Genomic DNA, 18,320 nt, shown 5'->3' with positions numbered 1-18,320 from the left:
CCTCACGCGTGCTCCGCGGCTCACACGTGGTCGGGGCCGGGACCGCCGGGGACCGGGTCGGACCAGATGTCCGGGGAGACCGTGCGCACGCGGTGGCCGCGCCGGTCCAGTTCCTGGGCTTCGGCCTTGCGGACCTGCAGGGCCACCGCCGAGTCCGTGATGCGCAGGCCCGGCAGCCGCCGGGTGAGCTCCGCCGTGTACCGGGAGAGGTCCTCCACCGTGCGCAGCCTGGCGCTGATCAGGAAGTTCCAGGGGCCGCTGACGGACATGCAGATACGGGTCTCGCGCAGCCCCGCCGCGACCGCCGCGCAGTCGGCGAGCTCGAACTCGGAGGCCTCCGCCCACAGCGTCGCCGACACCGGCCAGCCCGACAGGGCGGAGGCCAGCGCGCAGCTGTAGCGCAGGCTCTGCCCGGCCTCCAGCCGCGCCAGCCGGCGCCGTACGGTCGACTCGCTCATGGCGAACTCCCGGGCCAGGGAGGCCACGGTGCGCCGCGCGTCCGAGGCCAGGGCCAGGACCAGCGGCCGGTCCTCCTCCTGGAGCGGCGCCACCGCGGGCCGGTCCGGGGCGGCGGAGGCCGCCGGCCGCCGGGTCCTGCGGGTCAGCAGGCCCATCTGGCCCGGGGTCAGCTGGTCCAGGCGCCAGCGGTCGGGGGCGTAGTGCACCGCCGTCACCATCGAGGTGCGGGTGCCGACCACGCCCGGGATCCGCTGCACCCGGGAGGACAGGTAGGCGTACAGCGTCGGCAGGTCGGGAACCGCCACGAAGACGAGCAGGTCCCGGCTCCCGGTGGTGTGCTCGACCCCCAGCGCGTGCGCATCCGCCACGAGGACGGACCCCACCGAGGACGAGGTGCCCGCGGTGCACGTGACCTCCACCCACGCCATGCAGGGCGTCGTGGCGCCGGTGCGCAGCCCGAGTCCGCTCAGCCACGCCTCGCCGGACCCGGTGAGCCGCTCCCAGCGGCGCGCCAGAGTGTCCGGGCGCGCACCGAGGACCGGCCCCAGCAGTTCCCAGCTCGCGCGGGGTGCGAGCTGGAGCGCGTGGACGAGTGCCCGGTCCGTGTCGTCGATGGCGGAAATGGCCGAGTTCATACCCTCCCCTTGGTGGTTCTCCCGGTCGGTGACGGGACGACGGGATGATGAGCCGATCATCTCTCCTTGGGCGTTCACCTGTTGACCACATGACGGTGCGCACGAGTCGGACGGTGCAGGAGGACGTGTGGGGGAGGCCGGCGCGGGCGTGCGGCAGGCGGTGCCCGCCGAATTGTCGAGCTTCATCGGGCGCGAGCTGGAGCTCGCCGCCCTCGCCGCCCTGCTCGCCACGGAACGCCTGGTCACGCTCACCGGACCGGCCGGCATCGGCAAGACCCGGCTCGCGGTGCGCACCGTCCGCAGCCTGGGCGACGGGGACGGCCCGGAGGTCGTCTGGGCCGAGCTCGCGGGCCTGCCCGAGCGGTGCCGGGACGCTCTCCGGGAGGAGCTGGCCCACCGCCTCGCCGGGCGGGACGTGCTGCTCGTGCTCGACGGCTGCGAACAGCTCGGGGATTCCGCTGCGGGGCTCGCGGCCGAGCTGCTGCGGCTGCCGGGGCTGCGGATTCTGGCCACCTCGCAGCGCCGCCTGCGGATCGCGGGGGAGGCGGTGCTCGCCGTACCGCCGCTCTCGGTGCCGACCGCACCCTCCGTACAGCCGTTGCCCCCGCCCCGGCCGGTCCTGCCGGGGCACGGGGCGCCCGGTCCGGCCCGGCGGTTCCCGGCGGCCGACGTCGCCGGCTATGCGGCCGTACGGCTCTTCGCGGAGCGGGCGCGCGGCGCGGACCCCTTCTTCGAGCTGACCGACCGCAACGCGGACGCCGTGGCCGCGCTGTGCCGGGCGCTCGACGGGATCCCCGGGGCACTGGAGCTCGCGGCGGGGCGCTCCCACCAGTACGCGCCCGCGCAGGCCCTGCGCAGGCTCGGCTCCGACCCGCTGGGCTTCCTCGCCGGGGGCGCGGGCCGCAGCACCCGGGGCGACGCCGAACGCTCGCTCCGGCTGGCCTCGCCCGCCGAACGCCTGCTCTGGGAGCGGCTCTCCGTCTTCGCGGGCTCCTTCGACCAGGCGGCCGTCGCCGAGGTGTGCGGCTTCGGGGCGCTCACGGCGGACACCGCCGTCGAGGCCCTGCTCCGGCTGGCCCCGGGCCTGCTCGCGGACGCCGGGCCGGGTCGCTACCGGCTGCCGCTGTCCGTACGGGCGTACGCGGCCCGGCGGCTGGCGCACGGACCCGCCGGGGACGGCGCGACGACGGCGCGGCGCCACCGCGAACGCTGCCGGGGAGTGGCGGAGCGGGCCGCGCGGCTGTGGCGCGCCGGTGCGCAGTGCGAGGCGCGCGCCCTCGCGCTGCGGGAACTCCCCGAGCTGCGCGCGGCGATGAACCCGCTCGCCGCCGGCGGGCCGGGCGCGGCCCTGGAGATCGCGGTGTCCCTGTGGTTCCTGTGGTCCGCGTGCGGAATGGCGGCCGAGGGGCGCAGGCACGTGGAGCGCGCCCTGGCCGTGCACCCGGCGCCCCGGCCCGCCCGGGCGCTGTGGCTGGCGGCGTGGCTGGTCGCCGCCTCCGGGGAGCCGGACGGCGCGGACCCCCTGCTGGTGGAGGCCTGGACGGAGGCCGTGCACGAGGGGGAGGACGCCTGCCTGGCGTACCTCGCGCACCTGCGCGGCACGATCGCGCTGTGGGAGCACCGGTACGAGGACGCCGCGGCGGAATACCGGGAGGGGCTCGAACTCCTGCCCGCGGAGCCCGGGTTCGGTCCGGGTCGCGAAGCCCTGCACGCCGCGCACACCCTCGCGCTGGCCCGTACCGACCCGGCCGCGGTTCCGGTCGAGGACGGCGTGCCGGGCGGCCCGGGTGCCTCGCCCGGCGGGCCGGCCGACCCCTGGGCCCGGTCCTGGGCGAGCTGCGCCCACGCCCTGGTCCGGCGCCACGAGGGCCGCCCGGGGCGGGCCCGTACCGAACTGCTCGGCGCGCTGCGCACCCAGTGCGCGCTGGACGACTCCCTCGGGCAGGCCTTCTCGGCGGAACTCCTCGCCGAACTCGAAGCGGACCGGGGCCGCTTCGCCGAAGCCGCCCGCCTCCTCGGCGCGGCCTCCCGGACCCGCCCGCAGGCGGCCCCGTCCCCCCGGGTCCAGCACACCGTCCGCGCCCACCTCACCGCGCAGGCCTTCCGCGCGGCCTACGCGGCGGGCGCCCGCACACCGCTGCGCGACCTGCTGCCGGACCTGGCGCACGTGCCGGACTGACGGGGCGGGCAGGCGGGCGGGCCCCGGGGCCGGGACGATCGCCCGATGTCCCGGTCGACGGCCGCCGGCCGCAGGAGGAGCATGGAAGCAGGGGCGCGCGACGCATCGAGGGAGCGGTCATGTTTGCGGAGAGCAAGGCCTACAGCGGGTTCTCGGTCGACGACCTCGGGAGGGCCAAGGAGTTCTACGGCGGCACGCTCGGGCTCCGGGTCACCGAGGAGGAGGCGATGCCGGTCCTGCGGCTGCACCTCCCGGGCGGCACGCAGGTACTGGTCTACCCGAAGGACGACCACGAGCCCGCGACCTTCACGATCCTCAATTTCACCGTGGACGACATCGACAAGGCCGTCGACGAGCTCACCGCCCGGGGCATCGGCCTGGAGCGCTACGAGGGCTTCGACGCCGACGACCGGGGCATCGTCCGCTCCACCGAGCGCGGCATGCCGTCCATCGCCTGGTTCAAGGACCCAGCGGGCAACATCCTGTCCGTCCTCGACGAGTCCGCCTCATAGGGCGCCCCGCCGCGGCAGGGCCGCAAGGCCCCTGCCGCGGCGGAACACTTCTACGGCACCCCGTAGCCGCGGACCTCGTGCGGAACTACTGCGTCGGTGTGAGGTACATCCCGCTCTGATCGGCCCCGGCGGTGTTCTTGCAGCCGAACCCGCTGCCCGCCGGCTGCGCCACGACCAGGGCCAGGCAGCGGCCGGCCGCGAGCTGCCCGAAGTAGTTCGGGTGCATGGACTCCTGGACCAGCCCCTGCGTCTCGCTGCTGTCGATCCAGCGCGCCCACTCGCTCGTCTTCGCCGAGGCCGGCGCCGCGGTGGTCACCTGCTTGCTCGCCTTCGCGCACACCTCGCGCCCCTGCATCATGTCCTTCAGGTCCAGGAACTGCGCGCCCTTGGCCGCGGCGACCGCCTTCAGGCGCCCGGCGATCTGCGGCACGAGCGAGTCCCGCGCCCAGTCGGAGTCCCTGTTCCAGAAGGGACACCCGCCGGTGTTGAGCCGGCTCCAGTCGCTCTGGGTGTACCGGTTCTCCGCGCCGCGCGGGATCGGTGACGGATAGGACTGCAGCACGATCCGGTACGAGGAGTCCGCGTACCCGGCGCCGCGCATGACGGCCCGCACCTCGTCCACGGACTTCCCGACGCCGGCCATCACCCCGTCGATCTTCGCGTCCACACCCTCCTGCTGATCGTCGTAGCAGTAGGAACCCCAGAGCACGAAGTCGTACGCGCACTCCTTGATGATGTCGGCGAAGCCGAGGTCGTTGCCGCCGATGGACAGCGCGATGACCTTGACGTTGTTGCTCGCGGCCACGGCGGCGAGCTGATCGGCCTGCGGGGCCTCGCCCTTGAAGGCGACGCCCCCGTTGGAGGCGCGGAACACGTTCTGCGAAACCGCCCCGGAGCAGGCCAGGTTGATGGCGACATCGGCGACGGGTCCGGCGCTCTTCACCTCGGCGGAGTCCGACCGGTGACAACCGCCCGCGGTGGCCCCGTAGACCTTGGCGGGGTCGTAGCTGCTGCCGCTCACCCAGGCCCGGTCGGTGCCGGTCCGGTTCCCGCTGTTGGTCAGGCTGTTGCCCTTCCAGCGCCCGGCCTCCCCGGAGATGTAGCTGTCGCCGAGGGACACCACCGCGGTGGGCCCGCTCCCGGGCCCGGCCACCGCCGCCCCGGCCCCTCCGGCGACCAGCGCCCCGGCACCGAGCACCACCGCCGTGCCGATCCCGGCCAGCCGTCGCACCCGACGGGCCCGGTCCATGCTGTAGCTGCGCATTCCGATCACTGCGGAACTCCTGCGGTCGGCCATGCGGATTCCGGGAACAACTCCGGCGCATGGCGGGGTAAGTGGGGGTTACCTCCGGCCGGTGGCAATCGGAAAGGTCCCACCCCGCGCGTTGTTACCGCTAGGTACAGGCAAGTTACGAACAAGTAACAACCGACCGGTCGTTCGGCGTCGGTCCGGCCGGGCGCACGACAGCGCCCCCGGAGCCGGAAGGCTTCGGGGGCGCTGTCGTACTGCCGGGGTTTTCGGCTGCTGTGCGATTCAGCCGAAGGCGGGGTGTCAGCCGATGAGCTGGTCGTACGCGGGGAGGGTGAGGAAGTCCGCGTAGTCGGCGTCGAGGGAGACCTGGAGCAGGAGGTCGTGGGCCTGCTGCCACTTGCCGGAGGTGAAGGCCTCCTCGCCGACCTCGGCGCGGATCGCGGCGAGTTCGGCGGCCGCGACCTCGCGGGCGAGGTCGGCGGTGGCGAGCTTGCCGTTTTCGAAGACCACGCCGGCGTTGATCCACTGCCAGATCTGCGAGCGCGAGATCTCGGCGGTGGCGGCGTCCTCCATCAGGCCGAAGATGCCGACGGCGCCGAGGCCGCGCAGCCACGCCTCGATGTAGCGGATGCCGACCTGGACGGCGTTGCGCAGGCCGTCGTACGTGGGCTTCGCGTCCAGGGAGTCGATCGCGATGAGTTCGCCGGCGGCGACGTGGACGTCCTCGCGGAGGCGGTCCTTCTGGTTGGGCTTCTCGCCCAGGACGGCGTCGAAGGAGGCCATCGCGATCGGGACCAGGTCGGGGTGGGCGACCCAGGAGCCGTCGAAGCCGTCGCCGGCCTCGCGGTCCTTGTCGGCCTTGACCTTCTCGAAGGCGACCTTGTTGATCTCCGCGTCCTTGCGGGACGGGATGAAGGCCGCCATGCCGCCGATGGCGTGCGCGCCGCGCTTGTGGCAGGTCTTGACCAGCAGTTCGGTGTACGCCCGCATGAAGGGGGCGGTCATCGTCACCGCGTTGCGGTCCGGCAGGACGAACTTCTCGCCGCCGTCACGGAAGTTCTTGACGATGGAGAAGAGGTAGTCCCAGCGGCCGGCGTTCAGGCCCGCCGCGTGGTCGCGCAGCTCGAAGAGGATCTCGTCCATCTCGTACGCGGCCGTGATCGTCTCGATCAGGACGGTCGCGCGGACCGTGCCCTGCGGGATGCCGACGTAGTCCTGCGCGAAGACGAAGATCTCGTTCCAGAGGCGCGCCTCCAGGTGGGACTCGGTCTTCGGCAGGTAGAAGTACGGGCCCTTGCCGAGCTCGATGAGGCGCTTGGCGTTGTGGAAGAAGTACAGGCCGAAGTCGACGAGGGAGCCGGAGGCCGGACCGCCCTCGAAGCTCAGGTGGCGCTCCTCCAGGTGCCAGCCGCGGGGGCGCATCACGACGGTGGCGAGCTCCCCGGCGGGCTTGAGGGCGTACGCCTTGCCCGTGCGGGCGTCGGTGAAGTCGATGCGGCGCTCGTAGGCGTCGATCAGGTTGAGCTGGCCGAGGACCACGTTCTCCCAGGTGGGAGCCGAGGCGTCCTCGAAGTCGGCGAGCCAGACCTTGGCGCCCGAGTTCAGGGCGTTGATGGTCATCTTGCGGTCCGTCGGACCGGTGATCTCCACACGGCGGTCGTTCAGCGCGGCCGGGGCCGGCGCCACCTTCCAGTCGCCCTCGCGGACCTGTGCGGTGTCCGGGAGGAAGTCGAGCGTGGAGGTGCGGGCGATCTCGGCGCGTCGCACGGAGCGGCGGGCGAGGAGCTCGGCGCGGCGGGGGGCGAACCGCCGGTGGAGCTCCGCGACGAAGGCGAGAGCCGCGTCGGTGAGGACCTCGTCCTGCCGGGGCAGGGGCTCGGCGTCGACGATGGCCAGCGACGGCGCTGGTGCGGACATATCTGTCACTCCTTCAGCGGCGGTGCCTGGCGGCCGCGGGGGAATGCTCGCGCGAGACGGCACGCAGTGCCGTCGGGTGTGGAGAGTTCCGGGATACGGTCGCGGGCGCCGTCTGGGGGTTCAGGGCGCTTCTGACCAGTGGATAGTAATTTCCTCATGGTGGAAGTTCAATGGTTTGTTGATGTCGAGATTCTCTGAGTCGACAGATTCCGGTTTCCGCCCGGTTCCCGGTGGCCCTCAGTGCCATCGCGATCACAGCCTGCTCAGGACAGTCGTGCCAGGTCGGGAGGGGTGTCGATGTCGAAGGCCTCCGCGATGTCACCGCATTCGACCAGCGTGAGCTCGTCCGCGTGCGCCGAGAGGTGCACCCGCGCGCCCTTGTCCCCCGTGGCCGTCGCCACGATGTCCGGCCAGCGGTCCGCGCCGAAGAGCACCGGATGCCCGCGCTCGCCGTCGTACGCCGCCGCCACCAGGCTCGCGGGGGAGCGGTAGGCGGCCCGCACCCGGGCCACCGCCTCCGGGCCGATGCCCGGCTGGTCCACCAGGGAGACCAGGGCCGCGCCGGCGCCCGTACCGGCCAGCGAGACGAGGCCGATCCGCAGGGAGGAGCCCATGCCCTCGGCCCAGTCCGGGTTGTCCGTCACCACGCAGCCGCTCAGGTCGGCGCGCTCGCGCACCTCGGCCGCGGAGGCGCCGAGCACCACGTGCAGCGGGCCGCAGCCCGCCTCGCGCAGGACCCGTACGGCGTTCTCCACCAGCGGGCGGCCCCGGTAGGTCAGCAGGGCCTTCGGGTGGCCGCCCAGGCGCCGGCCGCCGCCGGCCGCCAGGAGGAGACCGGCGATCACCGGGGGAGCGGAGGGGCCGGCCGGCGCCGCGAGCTCGTGGTGGTGCTGGTCGGGTGTGCTGCTGTGGCGTGACATGTCACCGATTCTCGCTCGCGCCGCAGGAGGCGTCGTACGGCGGCCAGCGCGGCCCCCACCCGCAGGGGTTCGGCGATCCGGTTCTCGGCGGCGGCGAGCAGGGCCCGTTCGTCACGGTCGGTCAGTCTCTGCGACATCGCGTCATCTTCCTTGCCAATCGGCGACCAATACGGCGAGTCTGGACCCGGATTGGCCTGGCAGGCAGAGCCAATCAGGGGAGGTTGGCATGGCAAACGGGCGAGTGGTCCAGACGGCGGACAGAACGATCGGCAGCCGCCAGCTCGCGGCCCTCCTCCCGGCGGAGGTACGGGCCCGCCCCGGCTACCGGGCCCTGGCCGACGCCGTCCGCACGCTGATCCTCGACGGCCGGATCGCCCTGCACGTGCGCCTGCCCGCCGAACGCGAGCTCGCCGAGGCGGTCGGCGCCAGCCGGGCCACCGTCACCGGCGCCTACGACCTCCTGCGCGAGAGCGGCTACGTCCGCAGCCGCCGCGGTTCCGGCACCTGGACCGAGCTCCCCGAAGGCCACCGCCCGGTCGGCGCGCACGCCATCGTCGGGGCCGGCGGCTACCACGCCGACGGCGACCCCGGCATCGACCTCGCCATCGCCGCCATGGGAGCCCCCGAGGACAGCCTCACCGAGGCCGTGACCTGGGCCGCGCCCAGGCTCCCGGCCTTCGCCCGCAGCCCCGGCTACCACCCCTTCGGGCTGCCCGACCTGCGGAGCGCCATCGCGGAGCGGTTCACCCGGCGGGGACTGGCGACCCGCCCCGGGCAGATCCTCGTCACCGCGGGGGCGCAGCAGGCGTTCGCGCTGGTGGTGAGCCTGCTGTGCGGGCCCGGCGACCGGGTGATGACCGAGAACCCGACCTACGTCAACGCCCTCGACGCGCTGCGCCACGCGCGGCTGCGCACCGGCTCGATCGCCGTCTCCGACGCGGGCTGGGACCTGGAGATCGCCGAGTCCGCGCTGCGCCAGACCGTCCCGAGGCTCGCCTACGTGATCCCCGACTTCCACAACCCGACGGGTGCGCTGATGCCGCAAGAGCAGCGGCTGCGGCTGCTCGCGGCGACCCGGCGGACCGGGACCTGGCTGGTGGTCGACGAGACCATCGCCGACATCGCGCTCGACGTGCCCGCGCCCGCCCCGCTGGCCTCGCTCGCCCCGAAGGGCGGGGCCGATCACGTGGTGACCATCGGCTCCCTGAGCAAGACCCACTGGGGCGGGCTGCGGGTCGGGTGGATCCGGGCCACCGCGAAGATGATCACGGAGCTGACGGCGGTACGGGTGGCGGCCGACATGACCGGCTCCGTCCTGGACCAGCTGGTCGCCCTCCCGCTGCTGGCGGGGCTGGAGCGGACGCTGCCCGCGCGGCTGGACCAGGTCCGGGGGCAGCGGGCGGCGCTGATCGCCTCGCTGGAGCGGTACACCCCGGAGTGGTCCTGGCAGGTGCCGCCCGGCGGACTCTCGCTCTGGGTGGACCTGGGGGAGCCGGTCAGCTCCGCGCTGGCGGACCGGGCGGCGGCGGCCGGGGTCAACATCGGGCGGGGCGCGCGGTTCGGGGTGGACCCCGGGACCTTCGAGCACCGGCTGCGGATTCCGTACACGCTGGGGGCGGAGCAGCTGGACGAGGGGGTGCGGAGGCTGGCGGAGGCGTTTCACGGGGGCGTGCCGTTGCCTTCGGCGGTGGAGCGGCCGTACTGGGTGGCGTAGCTGCGCTCCGGCTGGGGGCGTGCGGGTGGGTCGGCCCGACCCGGCGGGTGTCCCCCGACCCGTCGGGGCGGCCGGTTGCCCTGCGGGGCCGTCCCCTACCCGCCCTTCCACCGTTCCCCGGGCTGCGCCCGGACCCCTCCTGGGGCTCCGCCCCAGACCCCGGTCCTCAAACGCCGGACGGCTGGAAAGACCAGACCCCGGGCCTCTGCCGCGCACGGCGCGGTCACGGCGTTCGGATCAGGCGGCGGGTGGCGGCCGCGGCTACGGCCGAGGTGCGGGAGTCGACGCCGAGTTTGGCGTAGATGTGGACCAGGTGGGACTTGACCGTGGCCTGGCTCAGGAAGAGCTGCTTGGAGATCTGCTGGTTCGACAGGCCGTCCGCGACCAGCTGGAGGACCTCCAGTTCGCGCTTGGTCAGGGCTTCGGCGGGGGTGCGCATGCGGTCCATCAGGCGCAGGGCCACCGCCGGGGCCAGCGCGGACTGGCCGGCCGCCGCGGTGCGGACCGCCGCGGCCAGTTCCTCCGGCGGGGCGTCCTTGAGGAGGTAGCCCGAGGCGCCGGCCTCCACCGCCGCCAGGATGTCCGCGTCCGTGTCGTAGGTGGTCAGGACCAGCACCCGGGGCGACGGGGAACCGGCCGTGATCAGGGCCGTGGCCGCCGAGCCGTGCATGCCGCCGCCGGGGCCGAACTGGAGGTCCATCAGGACCACGTCGACCCCGGCGGAGCCGGCCAGCTCCACGGCCCGCTCCGCCGTGGCGGCCTCCGCCACCACCTCGAAGTCCGGCTCCGTGTCGAGCACCGCGCGCAGCCCGGCCCGGACCACCGGGTGGTCGTCGGCGAGGAGCAGCCGGATGGTCATGACAGGGCCTCCGCGGGCAGGGGAAGGGTGACGGCCACGGCGGTGCCCTGGCCGGGGGCGGATTCCACCGTGAACAGGCCGCTGAGGGTCTCGGCGCGCGAGCGCATCGCGGGCAGCCCGAAGCCGCCGTCGCCGGAGGGCGCGGACGTGGGGTCGAAGCCCTGGCCGTCGTCGACGATGTCCAGGGTCACGGAGGAGTCCATGAAGGTCAGGGTGATCTCGGCGCGCCCGGCCTCCGCGTGCCGCACCACATTGGCCAGCGCCGACTGCGCGATCCGCAGCAGCGCCACCTCGTAGGGGGTCGGGAGGGGCCGCGCGGTGCCGCTGAGGGAGAAGCGGACCCGGGGGCCCGGAGCCCCCGAGCACAATCGCTCCAGCGCGGCCGGCAGCGACCCGTGCTCCAGGTCCGGAGGCGTGAGGGCCCGTACGAACCGACGCGCCTCGGCGAGGTTCTCCTGGGCGGCCTCCCGGGCCCGGCCGATGTGCGCAAGGGCGGCCGAACCCTCGGGCAGGCTGCGCTCCGCGGCCCGCAGGAGGAGCTGGATGGAGGACAGGCCCTGCGCCAGGGTGTCGTGGATCTCCCGGGCGAGCCGCTCCCGCTCCGCGAGGATCCCGGCGCTCCGCTCGGCCGCGGCCAGCTCCGCCCGGGTGGTGATGAGCTCCTCGATCAGTTCGCGGCGCCGCTCGCTCTCCCGGTACAGCGCCTGGTAGCCCAGTACGGTCGCCACCGCCACGGCGCCGCCCAGCAGCGGCCCGAGGAAGGCGCCCGGGGTCACCGCGCTGCTGTGCGCCAGGAACCCGCCGATCGCCGCCGCGGCCGTCGCCGCGACGGCGGCCACGCCCCAGCGCAGCCGCAGCAGGTGCAGCTCCAGGAAGTACAGCGGGAAGGCGATCCACAGCCCGTCGGGGGAGACCACCAGCAGCGCGGCCCAGGCCGCGCACACTCCGGCCAGCCACACCGCCCCGGCCCGCGCCGAGCGGTGCACCGCGGGGGTCCGTACGCCCGCGAGGTACACGGCGGCCAGCAGCGCGCAGGCCGCGACCACCCAGCCGGCGTCCGGCGCGGAGTCGGCGACGGCCCGGCCGGCGGCGAGGGCGAGCAGGCCGAAGAGCAGCGCGTGCAGGCACAGCCGCAGGATCCGGGAGACCGGGGTGAGGGTGCGGACGCCGGCGGGCGTCGGCGACGGGGGCGGGAGGGCAGCAGTCATGGCCTGACCAGCGTAAGTCCGGGTCCGGGGGCCCCGGTCAACCAAAGGATTGATGTCTTGGTGCGCCCTTCGATACGAGGATCTCTCCTGTGGCGCGATGCCTTGTGTCCACGCGGAACACCAAGGTGGGGAACATGTTCGTCGCATGGAGAGATCTCCGGTTCGCCAAGGGCCGCTTCGCCCTGATGGGCTCGGTCGTACTGCTGATCACGCTGCTGGTCGGCCTGTTGTCCGGGCTCACCGCAGGCCTGGCCCGGGAGAACATCTCGGCCATCACCGGCCTGCCCGCCACCACCCGCCTCGCGTTCGCCGCGCCCGCCGGGGACCAGAAGGTCTCCTTCACCAACTCCCAGGTGCCCGAGAAGGCCTGGCTGGCCTGGCGGGAGCGGCCCGGGGTGACCTCGGCGCAGCCGCTGGGCATCCGCACCACCAACGTCGTCTCGGGTGAGCGCACGGCGGCCGTGTCCGTCTTCGGCGTGGATCCGGCGGGCTCCCTCGCACCCCGGGGGAGCGGCCTCGCCCAGGGCGGGGTGGTCCTGACGCAGAAGGCGGCCGAGGAGCTCGGCGGGCTGACCGCCGGAGCCAGGATCAGGATCGGCCAGGTCGAGATGACCGTGGCCGGCGTCTCCGGCACCGCCTCCTACAGCCACACCCCGGTCGTCTGGATGGACCTCAACGACTGGCAGCGCGTCGGGAACCCCGGCACCTCCATCGACACCCTCGCCACCGTCGTGGCCCTGGACGGCGAGGACGGGACCGACTGGGCGGCCGGCGACGAGGCCACCGGCACCAGGGCGCAGACCGTCGACGAGGCCCTGAGCGCGATCGGCTCGTACACCTCGGAGAACGGCTCGCTCCAGCTGATGCGCGGGTTCCTCTTCGCCATCTCGGCCCTCGTCATAGGAGCCTTCTTCACCGTGTGGACCATCCAGCGCAGCGGGGACATCGCCGTGCTGAAGGCCCTGGGCGCCTCCACCCCGTACCTGCTCAAGGACGCCCTCGGGCAGGCCGTGGTGATGCTGGCCCTCGGCACCGGCGCGGGCACCGCGCTCGCGGCCGGCTTCGGAGCACTGATCAGCGGCGGTGACGTGCCCTTCGTGCTCGACGCCGCCACCGTGCTGGTCCCGGCCGCCGTCATGATCGCGCTCGGCGCGCTGGGCGCCGCCCTGTCCATCCGGCGGATCACCGCCGTAGACCCCCTGACCGCTCTCGGGAGCGCCCGATGACCCTGCTCGTACACGACGTCACGCTCACCTACCCGGACGGCGACGGCCGGCTGACGGCACTGGACGCGGTCGGCCTGGAGGTGCCCGCCGGCACCCTGACGGCCGTGGTCGGCCCGTCCGGTTCCGGCAAGTCCAGCCTGCTGGCGGTCGCCGCCACCCTCGTGACGCCCGACGCGGGCCGGGTGGTCGTCGCCGGGCAGGACACCTCGGCGCTCGGCCCGGGCGAGAAGTCGGCGCTGCGCCGCGAGAAGATCGGCATCGTCTTCCAGCAGCCGAACCTGCTGGCCTCGCTCACCGCCGCCGAACAGCTCCAGGTGATGGCCCACCTCTCCGGCCGGCCCGCGCGGGCCCTGCGCCGGCGGGCCCTGGAGCTGCTGGACGCCGTGGGGCTGGCCGACAAGGCCGACAAGCGGCCGCACCAGCTCTCCGGAGGGCAGCGCCAGCGGATCAACATCGCCCGCGCCCTGATGAACGAGCCCGCCGTCCTGCTGGTCGACGAGCCCACCAGCGCCCTCGACCACGAGCGCGGCTCCGCGATCCTGGACCTGCTGGTCACCCTCACCCGGGAGCGCGCCACCGCCACCGTGCTGGTCACCCACGACCACGCGCACCTGGAGCGGATGGATGCCACGGCGACGATGACCGATGGCCGTCTGACGCGGAGCGCGCGGTCCGTCCCCGCGGCCTGAACCGCGCGGTCTGCCGCGTTTCCCCGTTTCCCCGTTTCCCCGTTTCCCCTCCGGCGGCCCGGCCGCCGGAGGGGTTTTCGCTGCGGCCCCGGGCGGACCCGGCCGCCGGACCCCGCCCCGGGGAGTACGCGAGAGCCCGGCGCCCCCATGGGAGTGGGCGCCGGGCTCCTTCCGCGTCTACCGCCAGGCCAGGGCCTACGCCGGGTTCTGGCTCTGCAGGGCCACCGACAGCTCGGCCGCGACGCCCTGGAGGATCGGCACGAAGGACTCGGCCACGGCCTCGGTCACCCGGCCGGCCGGGCCGGAGATGGAGATCGCGGCGGCGGTCGGCGAGTTCGGCACGGAGACCGCCAGGCAGCGGACTCCTATTTCCTGCTCGTTGTCGTCGACGGCGTAGCCGACCCGCCGGACGACCTCCAGGGCGTCCAGGAAGCCCTCGGGGGTGGTGATGGTCTTCTCGGTCGCGGCGGGCATCCCGGTGCGCGAGAGGAGCGCCCTGACCTCGTCCGCGGGGGTGTAGGCGAGCAGCGCCTTGCCCACGCCGGTGGAGTGCGGCAGCACCCGGCGGCCGACCTCGGTGAACATGCGCATCGAGTGCTTGGACGGCACCTGGGCGACGTAGACGATCTCGTCCCCGTCGAGCAGGGCCATGTTCGCGGTCTCGCCGGTCTCCTCCACCAGGCGCGCCAGGTAGGGGCGGGCCCAGGTGCCCAGCAGCCGCGACGCGGACTCGCCGAGGCGGATCAGCCGGGGTCCGAGGGAGTACCGTCGGTTGGGCTGCTGCCGGACATAGCCGCACGCCACGAGGGTGCGCATGAGGCGATGGATGGTGGGCAGCGGCAGACCGCTGGCGGCGGAGAGCTCGCTGAGGCCGACTTCGCCCCCCGCGTCGGCCATGCGTTCGAGCAGATCGAAGGCGCGCTCGAGGGACTGGACGCCACCGCTGGCGGCGGTGGGCTTGCTGGAGGCGTCGGTGGTGCTGGCGCTGGACGTCGGCACGGGCGCGGTCCTTTCGGTGCTGGCAGGCAAGCAAGCAGCCTACCGGTCGGTCTGCGTCGGCCCTAGAGCCGGGGCGATGCCGTCCCCGCCGGTCAGAGGCGGTTTGTCCGGGTGGCGGACGCCCTCGGGAAGTTGCCCGTCCGGTTCCTGGTGGTGGTAGCTACATTCTGCATAGCGAAATCTTAATTCCATCCTGTGGAAACATCCAATTGCGGTACGTGGTCGTCAGTGGTCCGTCCGGGCGCTCTTGACTGGTTCCGGATCGACGGGAAGACTCCGTCAACAGAACGTTGAATTTCGCTCTGTGGAAGTAGATGGGGAGGTTCCGGTGTCCGACCTGGCTGTGGAACTGGTACTGCGCTCGACGCGCGTCATCACCCCCGAGGGGACGCGTGCCGCTTCGGTGGCCGTCGCCGGCGGGAAGATCGCGGCCGTGCTGCCGTACGAGGCCGACGTACCGGCCGGTGCCCGGCTGGAGGACTTCGGCGACGACGTGCTCCTCCCCGGCCTGGTCGACACCCACGTCCACGTGAACGACCCCGGTCGCACGGAGTGGGAAGGCTTCTGGACGGCCACCCGCGCCGCCGCGGCCGGTGGCATCACCACCATCCTCGACATGCCGCTCAACTCCCTGCCGCCGACCACCACGACCGCCAACCTGGTGGTCAAGCAGGACGTCGCCCGGGCCAAGGCGCACGTGGACGTGGGCTTCTGGGGCGGTGCGCTGCCGGACAACGTCAAGGACCTGCGCCCGCTGCACGACGCCGGCGTCTTCGGCTTCAAGTGCTTCCTGTCGCCCTCCGGCGTCGACGAGTTCCCCCTGCTCGACCAGGAGCAGCTCGCCGCCTCGCTGGCCGAGATCACCGGCTTCGGCGGCCTGCTGATCGTGCACGCCGAGGACCCGCACCACCTGGAGTCCGCGCCGCAGAACCCGGGCCCCAAGTACGCGGACTTCCTGGCCTCGCGTCCCCAGGACGCCGAGAACACCGCGATCCAGAACCTGATCGACCAGGCGAAGCGGCTGAACGCGCGCGTTCACGTCCTGCACCTGTCCTCCGCCTCCGCGCTGCCGCTGATCGCCGCGGCCAAGGCCGAGGGCGTACGGATCACGGTCGAGTCCTGCCCGCACTTCCTCACCCTCACGGCCGAGGAAGTCCCGGACGGCGCCACCGAGTTCAAGTGCTGCCCGCCGATCCGCGAGTCCGCGAACCAGGACGTCCTGTGGGACGCGCTCGCCGACGGCACGATCGACTGCATCGTCTCCGACCACTCTCCGTCCACCGCGGACCTCAAGACCGGCGACTTCGCCACCGCGTGGGGCGGCATCTCCTCCCTCCAGCTCGGCCTTCCGGCCATCTGGACCGAGGCGAAGAAGCGCGGCCGCACCCTCGAGGACGTCGTCCGCTGGATGTCCGCCGCACCGGCCGCCCTCGCCGGTCTGGCGAGCAAGGGCGCGATCGAGGCCGGCTGCGACGCCGACTTCGCCGTCCTGGCCCCTGAAGAAACGTTCACTGTGGACCCGGCCCACCTGCACCACCGCAACCAGGTCACGGCGTACGCGGGCAAGACCCTGCACGGCGTCGTGAAGTCCACCTGGCTCCGCGGAGCGCAGATCGCCGACCACGGCACCCCGTCCGAGCCCACCGGCCGACTCCTTGAAAGGCAGAACTGACAGTGGCGATTGAATCCTTCACCGGCAACGCGAACCCGTACGGAGGCGGCGACCCGTACGCGGACTACCGCAGCGCGGACTTCCCGTTCACCCAGTACGCGAACCTCGCCGCCCGTGAGCTCGGCGCCGGTGTCATCGAGGCCAACGACGAGTTCTTCGCCCAGCGCGAGAACCTGCTGATCTCCGAGGCCGCGCACTTCGACCCCGAGGACTTCGGCCACAAGGGCAAGGTCATGGACGGCTGGGAGACCCGCCGCCGCCGCGGCATCTCCGCCACCCAGCCCTGGCCGACGCCCGAGGACCACGACTGGGCGCTCGTGCGCCTGGGCGCCCCCGGTGTCATCCGCGGCATCGTCGTCGACACCGCCCACTTCCGCGGCAACATGCCGCAGGCCGTCTCCGTGGAGGCCACCAACTGGGAAGGCGCCCTCGCGCCGACCCCGGCGGAGCTCCAGGGCGACGACATCAAGTGGACGACCATCGTCGCCCGCACCCCCGTCGGCGGCCACGCGGCCAACGGCTTCGAGATCGACGCCGAGCAGCGCTTCACGCACCTGCGCGTCAACCAGCACCCCGACGGCGGCATCGCCCGCCTGCGCGTCTACGGCGAGGTCGTGCCCGACCCCAAGTGGCTCGCGGCGCTCGGCTCCTTCGACGTGGTGGCCCTGGAGAACGGCGGCTCCGTCCAGGACGCCTCCAACCGCTTCTACTCCCCGCCGACCAACACCATCAACCCGGGCCGCTCCCGCAAGATGGACGACGGCTGGGAGACCGCCCGCCGCCGCGACAACGGCAACGACTGGATCCGCTACCAGCTCGTCGCCGAGTCCGAGATCCGCGCCGTCGAGATCGACACCGCGTACCTCAAGGGCAACTCGGCCGGCTGGGCCTCCCTGTCGATCAAGACCGGCGAGGAGGGCGAGTGGACGGAGTTCCTGCCGCGCACCCGCCTGCAGCCCGACACCAACCACCGCTTCGTGCTCGACGCCCCGGCGGTCGGCACGCACGTGCGCATCGACATCTTCCCGGACGGCGGCTTCTCCCGCCTGCGCCTGTTCGGCGCGCTGACGGAGGCCGGCACCGCCGCGCACACCGCCCGTCACCAGGAGCTGGGCGGCTGACGCCACCCTCGTGACCGCCCCGGGGGCCGACACCCCCGGGGCATGCGCGAACACCCCGCAGGGGCGCACCGTTTCGACGGTGCGCCCCTGCCGGCTGTCCTGACGGCGCCCGCCCGTGCGCGGGGCCCGGCGGGCTACGCCGCGTGGCCGCCGTCCACCGAGAACTCGGCGCCCGTGACGTACGCGGAGTCCGGGCCCGCGAGGAAGGACACCATGGCGGCCACCTCCTCAGGGGTGGCGAAGCGGCCCAGGGCCGTCATGGCCGACTGCGACGCGGCGTAGGGGCCGTCCGCCGGGTTCATGTCGGTGTCCACCGGGCCCGGGTGGACCAGGTTCGCGGTGATCCCGCGCTCGCCGAGCTCCCGCGAAAGGGCCTTGGTCAGGCCGGTCAGCGCCGCCTTGCTCATCGCGTACAGGGTGCCGCCCGGGCCCGGCACCCGCTGGGTCATGCAGCTGCCGATGGTGATGATCCGTCCGCCCCGGTCCAGTCGGCCGGCCGCCGCCTGGGAGGCCAGGAACGTGCCCCGGACGTTGACCGAGAGGACCCGGTCCACGTCCGCGAGGGTGAGCCCCTCCAGCGGGCCGAGCACTCCGGCCCCGGCGTTGTTCACCAGGACGTCCAGCCGGCCCAGCGTCCGTACGGCCTCGTCCACCGCGCGGCCGGCCCCCTCGGCGTCCCCCGAGTCGACGCGCAGGGCCAGGCCGCGCCGGCCGAGCGCCTCGATCTTGCCGACCACTTCGGCCGCCGCGGCCGCGTCGCTGACGTAGGTGATCGCCACATCCGCCCCGTCCTGCGCCAGCCGCAGCGCCGTCGCCGCGCCGATTCCCCTGCTGCCACCCGTCACCAGGGCCACTGCGTTGCCGTTCATGGTGTTCCTCCCGCGTTGGTTGGTTGCGAGTTCAATGAAATCGCCGGGAGGGCAGCGGCGCTGGCAGGAAACGGACATCGCGTTCGCGC

The 18,320-nt window shown here is 73.5% G+C and carries 16 protein-coding genes; 7 read left to right on the top strand and 9 right to left on the bottom strand.

The window, feature by feature from the left end; all coding sequences use genetic code 11:
- Window positions 1-20 precede the first annotated feature (20 nt).
- Window positions 21-1,094 (bottom strand): Lrp/AsnC family transcriptional regulator, encoded by a 1,074-nt coding sequence (locus tag ACIA8F_RS09935; protein WP_399377777.1) that lies wholly within the window; start codon window positions 1,092-1,094, stop codon window positions 21-23.
- Between the two features lie 127 nt (window positions 1,095-1,221).
- Here ACIA8F_RS09935 and ACIA8F_RS09930 point away from each other — a divergent pair, with 127 nt between their 5' ends.
- Both ACIA8F_RS09930 and ACIA8F_RS09925 read left to right on the top strand, forming a co-directional pair.
- Window positions 1,222-3,273 (top strand): ATP-binding protein, encoded by a 2,052-nt coding sequence (locus tag ACIA8F_RS09930; protein WP_399377776.1) that lies wholly within the window; start codon window positions 1,222-1,224, stop codon window positions 3,271-3,273.
- Between the two features lie 119 nt (window positions 3,274-3,392).
- Window positions 3,393-3,785 carry a VOC family protein gene (locus ACIA8F_RS09925; protein WP_399377775.1) on the top strand — a complete coding sequence of 131 codons (393 nt, stop codon included), beginning with the start codon at window positions 3,393-3,395 and terminating at the stop codon, window positions 3,783-3,785.
- An 85-nt stretch (window positions 3,786-3,870) separates the two neighbouring features.
- On the opposite strand, the gene ACIA8F_RS09920 is transcribed toward ACIA8F_RS09925, so the two are convergent.
- The 4 genes from ACIA8F_RS09920 to ACIA8F_RS09905 all read right to left on the bottom strand — a co-directional run bounded on the left by ACIA8F_RS09920 (window position 3,871) and on the right by ACIA8F_RS09905 (window position 8,011).
- Complete coding sequence (locus ACIA8F_RS09920) at window positions 3,871-5,049, bottom strand: hypothetical protein (RefSeq protein WP_399377868.1); 1,179 nt, start codon at window positions 5,047-5,049, stop codon at window positions 3,871-3,873.
- Between the two features lie 288 nt (window positions 5,050-5,337).
- Complete coding sequence (gene aceB, locus ACIA8F_RS09915) at window positions 5,338-6,954, bottom strand: malate synthase A (protein WP_399377774.1); 1,617 nt, start codon at window positions 6,952-6,954, stop codon at window positions 5,338-5,340.
- A gap of 263 nt (window positions 6,955-7,217) precedes the next feature.
- Entirely contained in the window at window positions 7,218-7,874 is a 657-nt protein-coding gene (locus ACIA8F_RS09910; RefSeq protein ID WP_399377773.1) for an NTP transferase domain-containing protein, read from the bottom strand.
- Entirely contained in the window at window positions 7,796-8,011 is a 216-nt protein-coding gene (locus ACIA8F_RS09905) for a hypothetical protein (protein ID WP_399377772.1), read from the bottom strand. The genes ACIA8F_RS09910 and ACIA8F_RS09905 overlap by 79 nt, the downstream gene beginning before the upstream one ends.
- An 89-nt stretch (window positions 8,012-8,100) precedes the next feature.
- Between ACIA8F_RS09905 and ACIA8F_RS09900 the strand changes: the two genes are divergently transcribed.
- Window positions 8,101-9,588, top strand: a complete 1,488-nt coding sequence (locus tag ACIA8F_RS09900; protein ID WP_399377771.1) for a PLP-dependent aminotransferase family protein — start codon at window positions 8,101-8,103, stop codon at window positions 9,586-9,588.
- A 223-nt stretch (window positions 9,589-9,811) separates the two neighbouring features.
- Here ACIA8F_RS09900 and ACIA8F_RS09895 read toward each other — a convergent pair whose 3' ends face one another.
- Window positions 9,812-10,447, bottom strand: coding sequence for a response regulator transcription factor (locus ACIA8F_RS09895; RefSeq protein WP_254381158.1), 636 nt, complete (start codon window positions 10,445-10,447; stop codon window positions 9,812-9,814).
- Complete coding sequence (locus ACIA8F_RS09890) at window positions 10,444-11,655, bottom strand: sensor histidine kinase (RefSeq protein ID WP_399377770.1); 1,212 nt, start codon at window positions 11,653-11,655, stop codon at window positions 10,444-10,446. The genes ACIA8F_RS09895 and ACIA8F_RS09890 overlap by 4 nt, the downstream gene beginning before the upstream one ends.
- Window positions 11,656-11,789: 134 nt before the next feature.
- Here ACIA8F_RS09890 and ACIA8F_RS09885 point away from each other — a divergent pair, with 134 nt between their 5' ends.
- Together ACIA8F_RS09885 and ACIA8F_RS09880 are read left to right on the top strand one after the other, a co-directional pair.
- A complete protein-coding gene (locus tag ACIA8F_RS09885; protein WP_399377769.1) occupies window positions 11,790-12,881 on the top strand; it encodes an ABC transporter permease in 1,092 nt (363 codons plus the stop codon).
- Window positions 12,878-13,570 carry an ABC transporter ATP-binding protein gene (locus tag ACIA8F_RS09880; protein ID WP_399377768.1) on the top strand — a complete coding sequence of 231 codons (693 nt, stop codon included), beginning with the start codon at window positions 12,878-12,880 and terminating at the stop codon, window positions 13,568-13,570. Before ACIA8F_RS09885 ends, ACIA8F_RS09880 begins: the two co-directional genes overlap by 4 nt.
- 195 nt (window positions 13,571-13,765) lie before the next feature.
- Here the strand turns inward: ACIA8F_RS09880 and ACIA8F_RS09875 are convergent, their stop codons facing one another.
- Complete coding sequence (locus ACIA8F_RS09875) at window positions 13,766-14,569, bottom strand: IclR family transcriptional regulator (RefSeq protein WP_399377767.1); 804 nt, start codon at window positions 14,567-14,569, stop codon at window positions 13,766-13,768.
- Window positions 14,570-14,906: 337 nt separating this feature from the next.
- On the opposite strand from ACIA8F_RS09875, the gene allB reads away from it, so the two are divergent.
- Window positions 14,907-16,241, top strand: a complete 1,335-nt coding sequence (allB, locus tag ACIA8F_RS09870) for an allantoinase AllB (RefSeq protein WP_399377867.1) — start codon at window positions 14,907-14,909, stop codon at window positions 16,239-16,241.
- Between the two features lie 2 nt (window positions 16,242-16,243).
- Window positions 16,244-17,362 carry an allantoicase gene (alc, locus tag ACIA8F_RS09865; RefSeq protein WP_399377766.1) on the top strand — a complete coding sequence of 373 codons (1,119 nt, stop codon included), beginning with the start codon at window positions 16,244-16,246 and terminating at the stop codon, window positions 17,360-17,362.
- A gap of 134 nt (window positions 17,363-17,496) precedes the next feature.
- Here alc and ACIA8F_RS09860 read toward each other — a convergent pair whose 3' ends face one another.
- Complete coding sequence (locus ACIA8F_RS09860) at window positions 17,497-18,231, bottom strand: 3-oxoacyl-ACP reductase family protein (RefSeq protein WP_399377765.1); 735 nt, start codon at window positions 18,229-18,231, stop codon at window positions 17,497-17,499.
- Between the last annotated feature and the right edge of the window lie 89 nt (window positions 18,232-18,320).

This window comes from Streptomyces sp. NPDC051563 (assembly GCF_044454225.1).
Taxonomy (GTDB): domain Bacteria; phylum Actinomycetota; class Actinomycetes; order Streptomycetales; family Streptomycetaceae; genus Streptomyces.
Note: the sequence above shows the minus strand (reverse complement) of the source record. Positions and strands in the feature narration are given on the sequence as shown.

Excerpts from the sequence above, each read along its gene's own strand:
- ACIA8F_RS09935 (WP_399377777.1), bottom strand. The coding sequence starts at position 1,094 with ATGAACTCGGCCATTTCCGCCATCGACGACACGGACCGGGCACTCGTC.
- ACIA8F_RS09895 (WP_254381158.1), bottom strand. The coding sequence starts at position 10,447 with ATGACCATCCGGCTGCTCCTCGCCGACGACCACCCGGTGGTCCGGGCC.
- ACIA8F_RS09880 (WP_399377768.1), top strand. The coding sequence starts at position 12,878 with ATGACCCTGCTCGTACACGACGTCACGCTCACCTACCCGGACGGCGAC.
- ACIA8F_RS09860 (WP_399377765.1), bottom strand. The coding sequence starts at position 18,231 with ATGAACGGCAACGCAGTGGCCCTGGTGACGGGTGGCAGCAGGGGAATC.
- ACIA8F_RS09925 (WP_399377775.1), top strand. The coding sequence starts at position 3,393 with ATGTTTGCGGAGAGCAAGGCCTACAGCGGGTTCTCGGTCGACGACCTC.
- ACIA8F_RS09905 (WP_399377772.1), bottom strand. The coding sequence starts at position 8,011 with ATGTCGCAGAGACTGACCGACCGTGACGAACGGGCCCTGCTCGCCGCC.
- ACIA8F_RS09920 (WP_399377868.1), bottom strand. The coding sequence starts at position 5,049 with ATGCGCAGCTACAGCATGGACCGGGCCCGTCGGGTGCGACGGCTGGCC.
- ACIA8F_RS09900 (WP_399377771.1), top strand. The coding sequence starts at position 8,101 with ATGGCAAACGGGCGAGTGGTCCAGACGGCGGACAGAACGATCGGCAGC.
- ACIA8F_RS09890 (WP_399377770.1), bottom strand. The coding sequence starts at position 11,655 with ATGACTGCTGCCCTCCCGCCCCCGTCGCCGACGCCCGCCGGCGTCCGC.
- aceB (WP_399377774.1), bottom strand. The coding sequence starts at position 6,954 with ATGTCCGCACCAGCGCCGTCGCTGGCCATCGTCGACGCCGAGCCCCTG.
- ACIA8F_RS09910 (WP_399377773.1), bottom strand. The coding sequence starts at position 7,874 with ATGTCACGCCACAGCAGCACACCCGACCAGCACCACCACGAGCTCGCG.
- ACIA8F_RS09885 (WP_399377769.1), top strand. The coding sequence starts at position 11,790 with ATGTTCGTCGCATGGAGAGATCTCCGGTTCGCCAAGGGCCGCTTCGCC.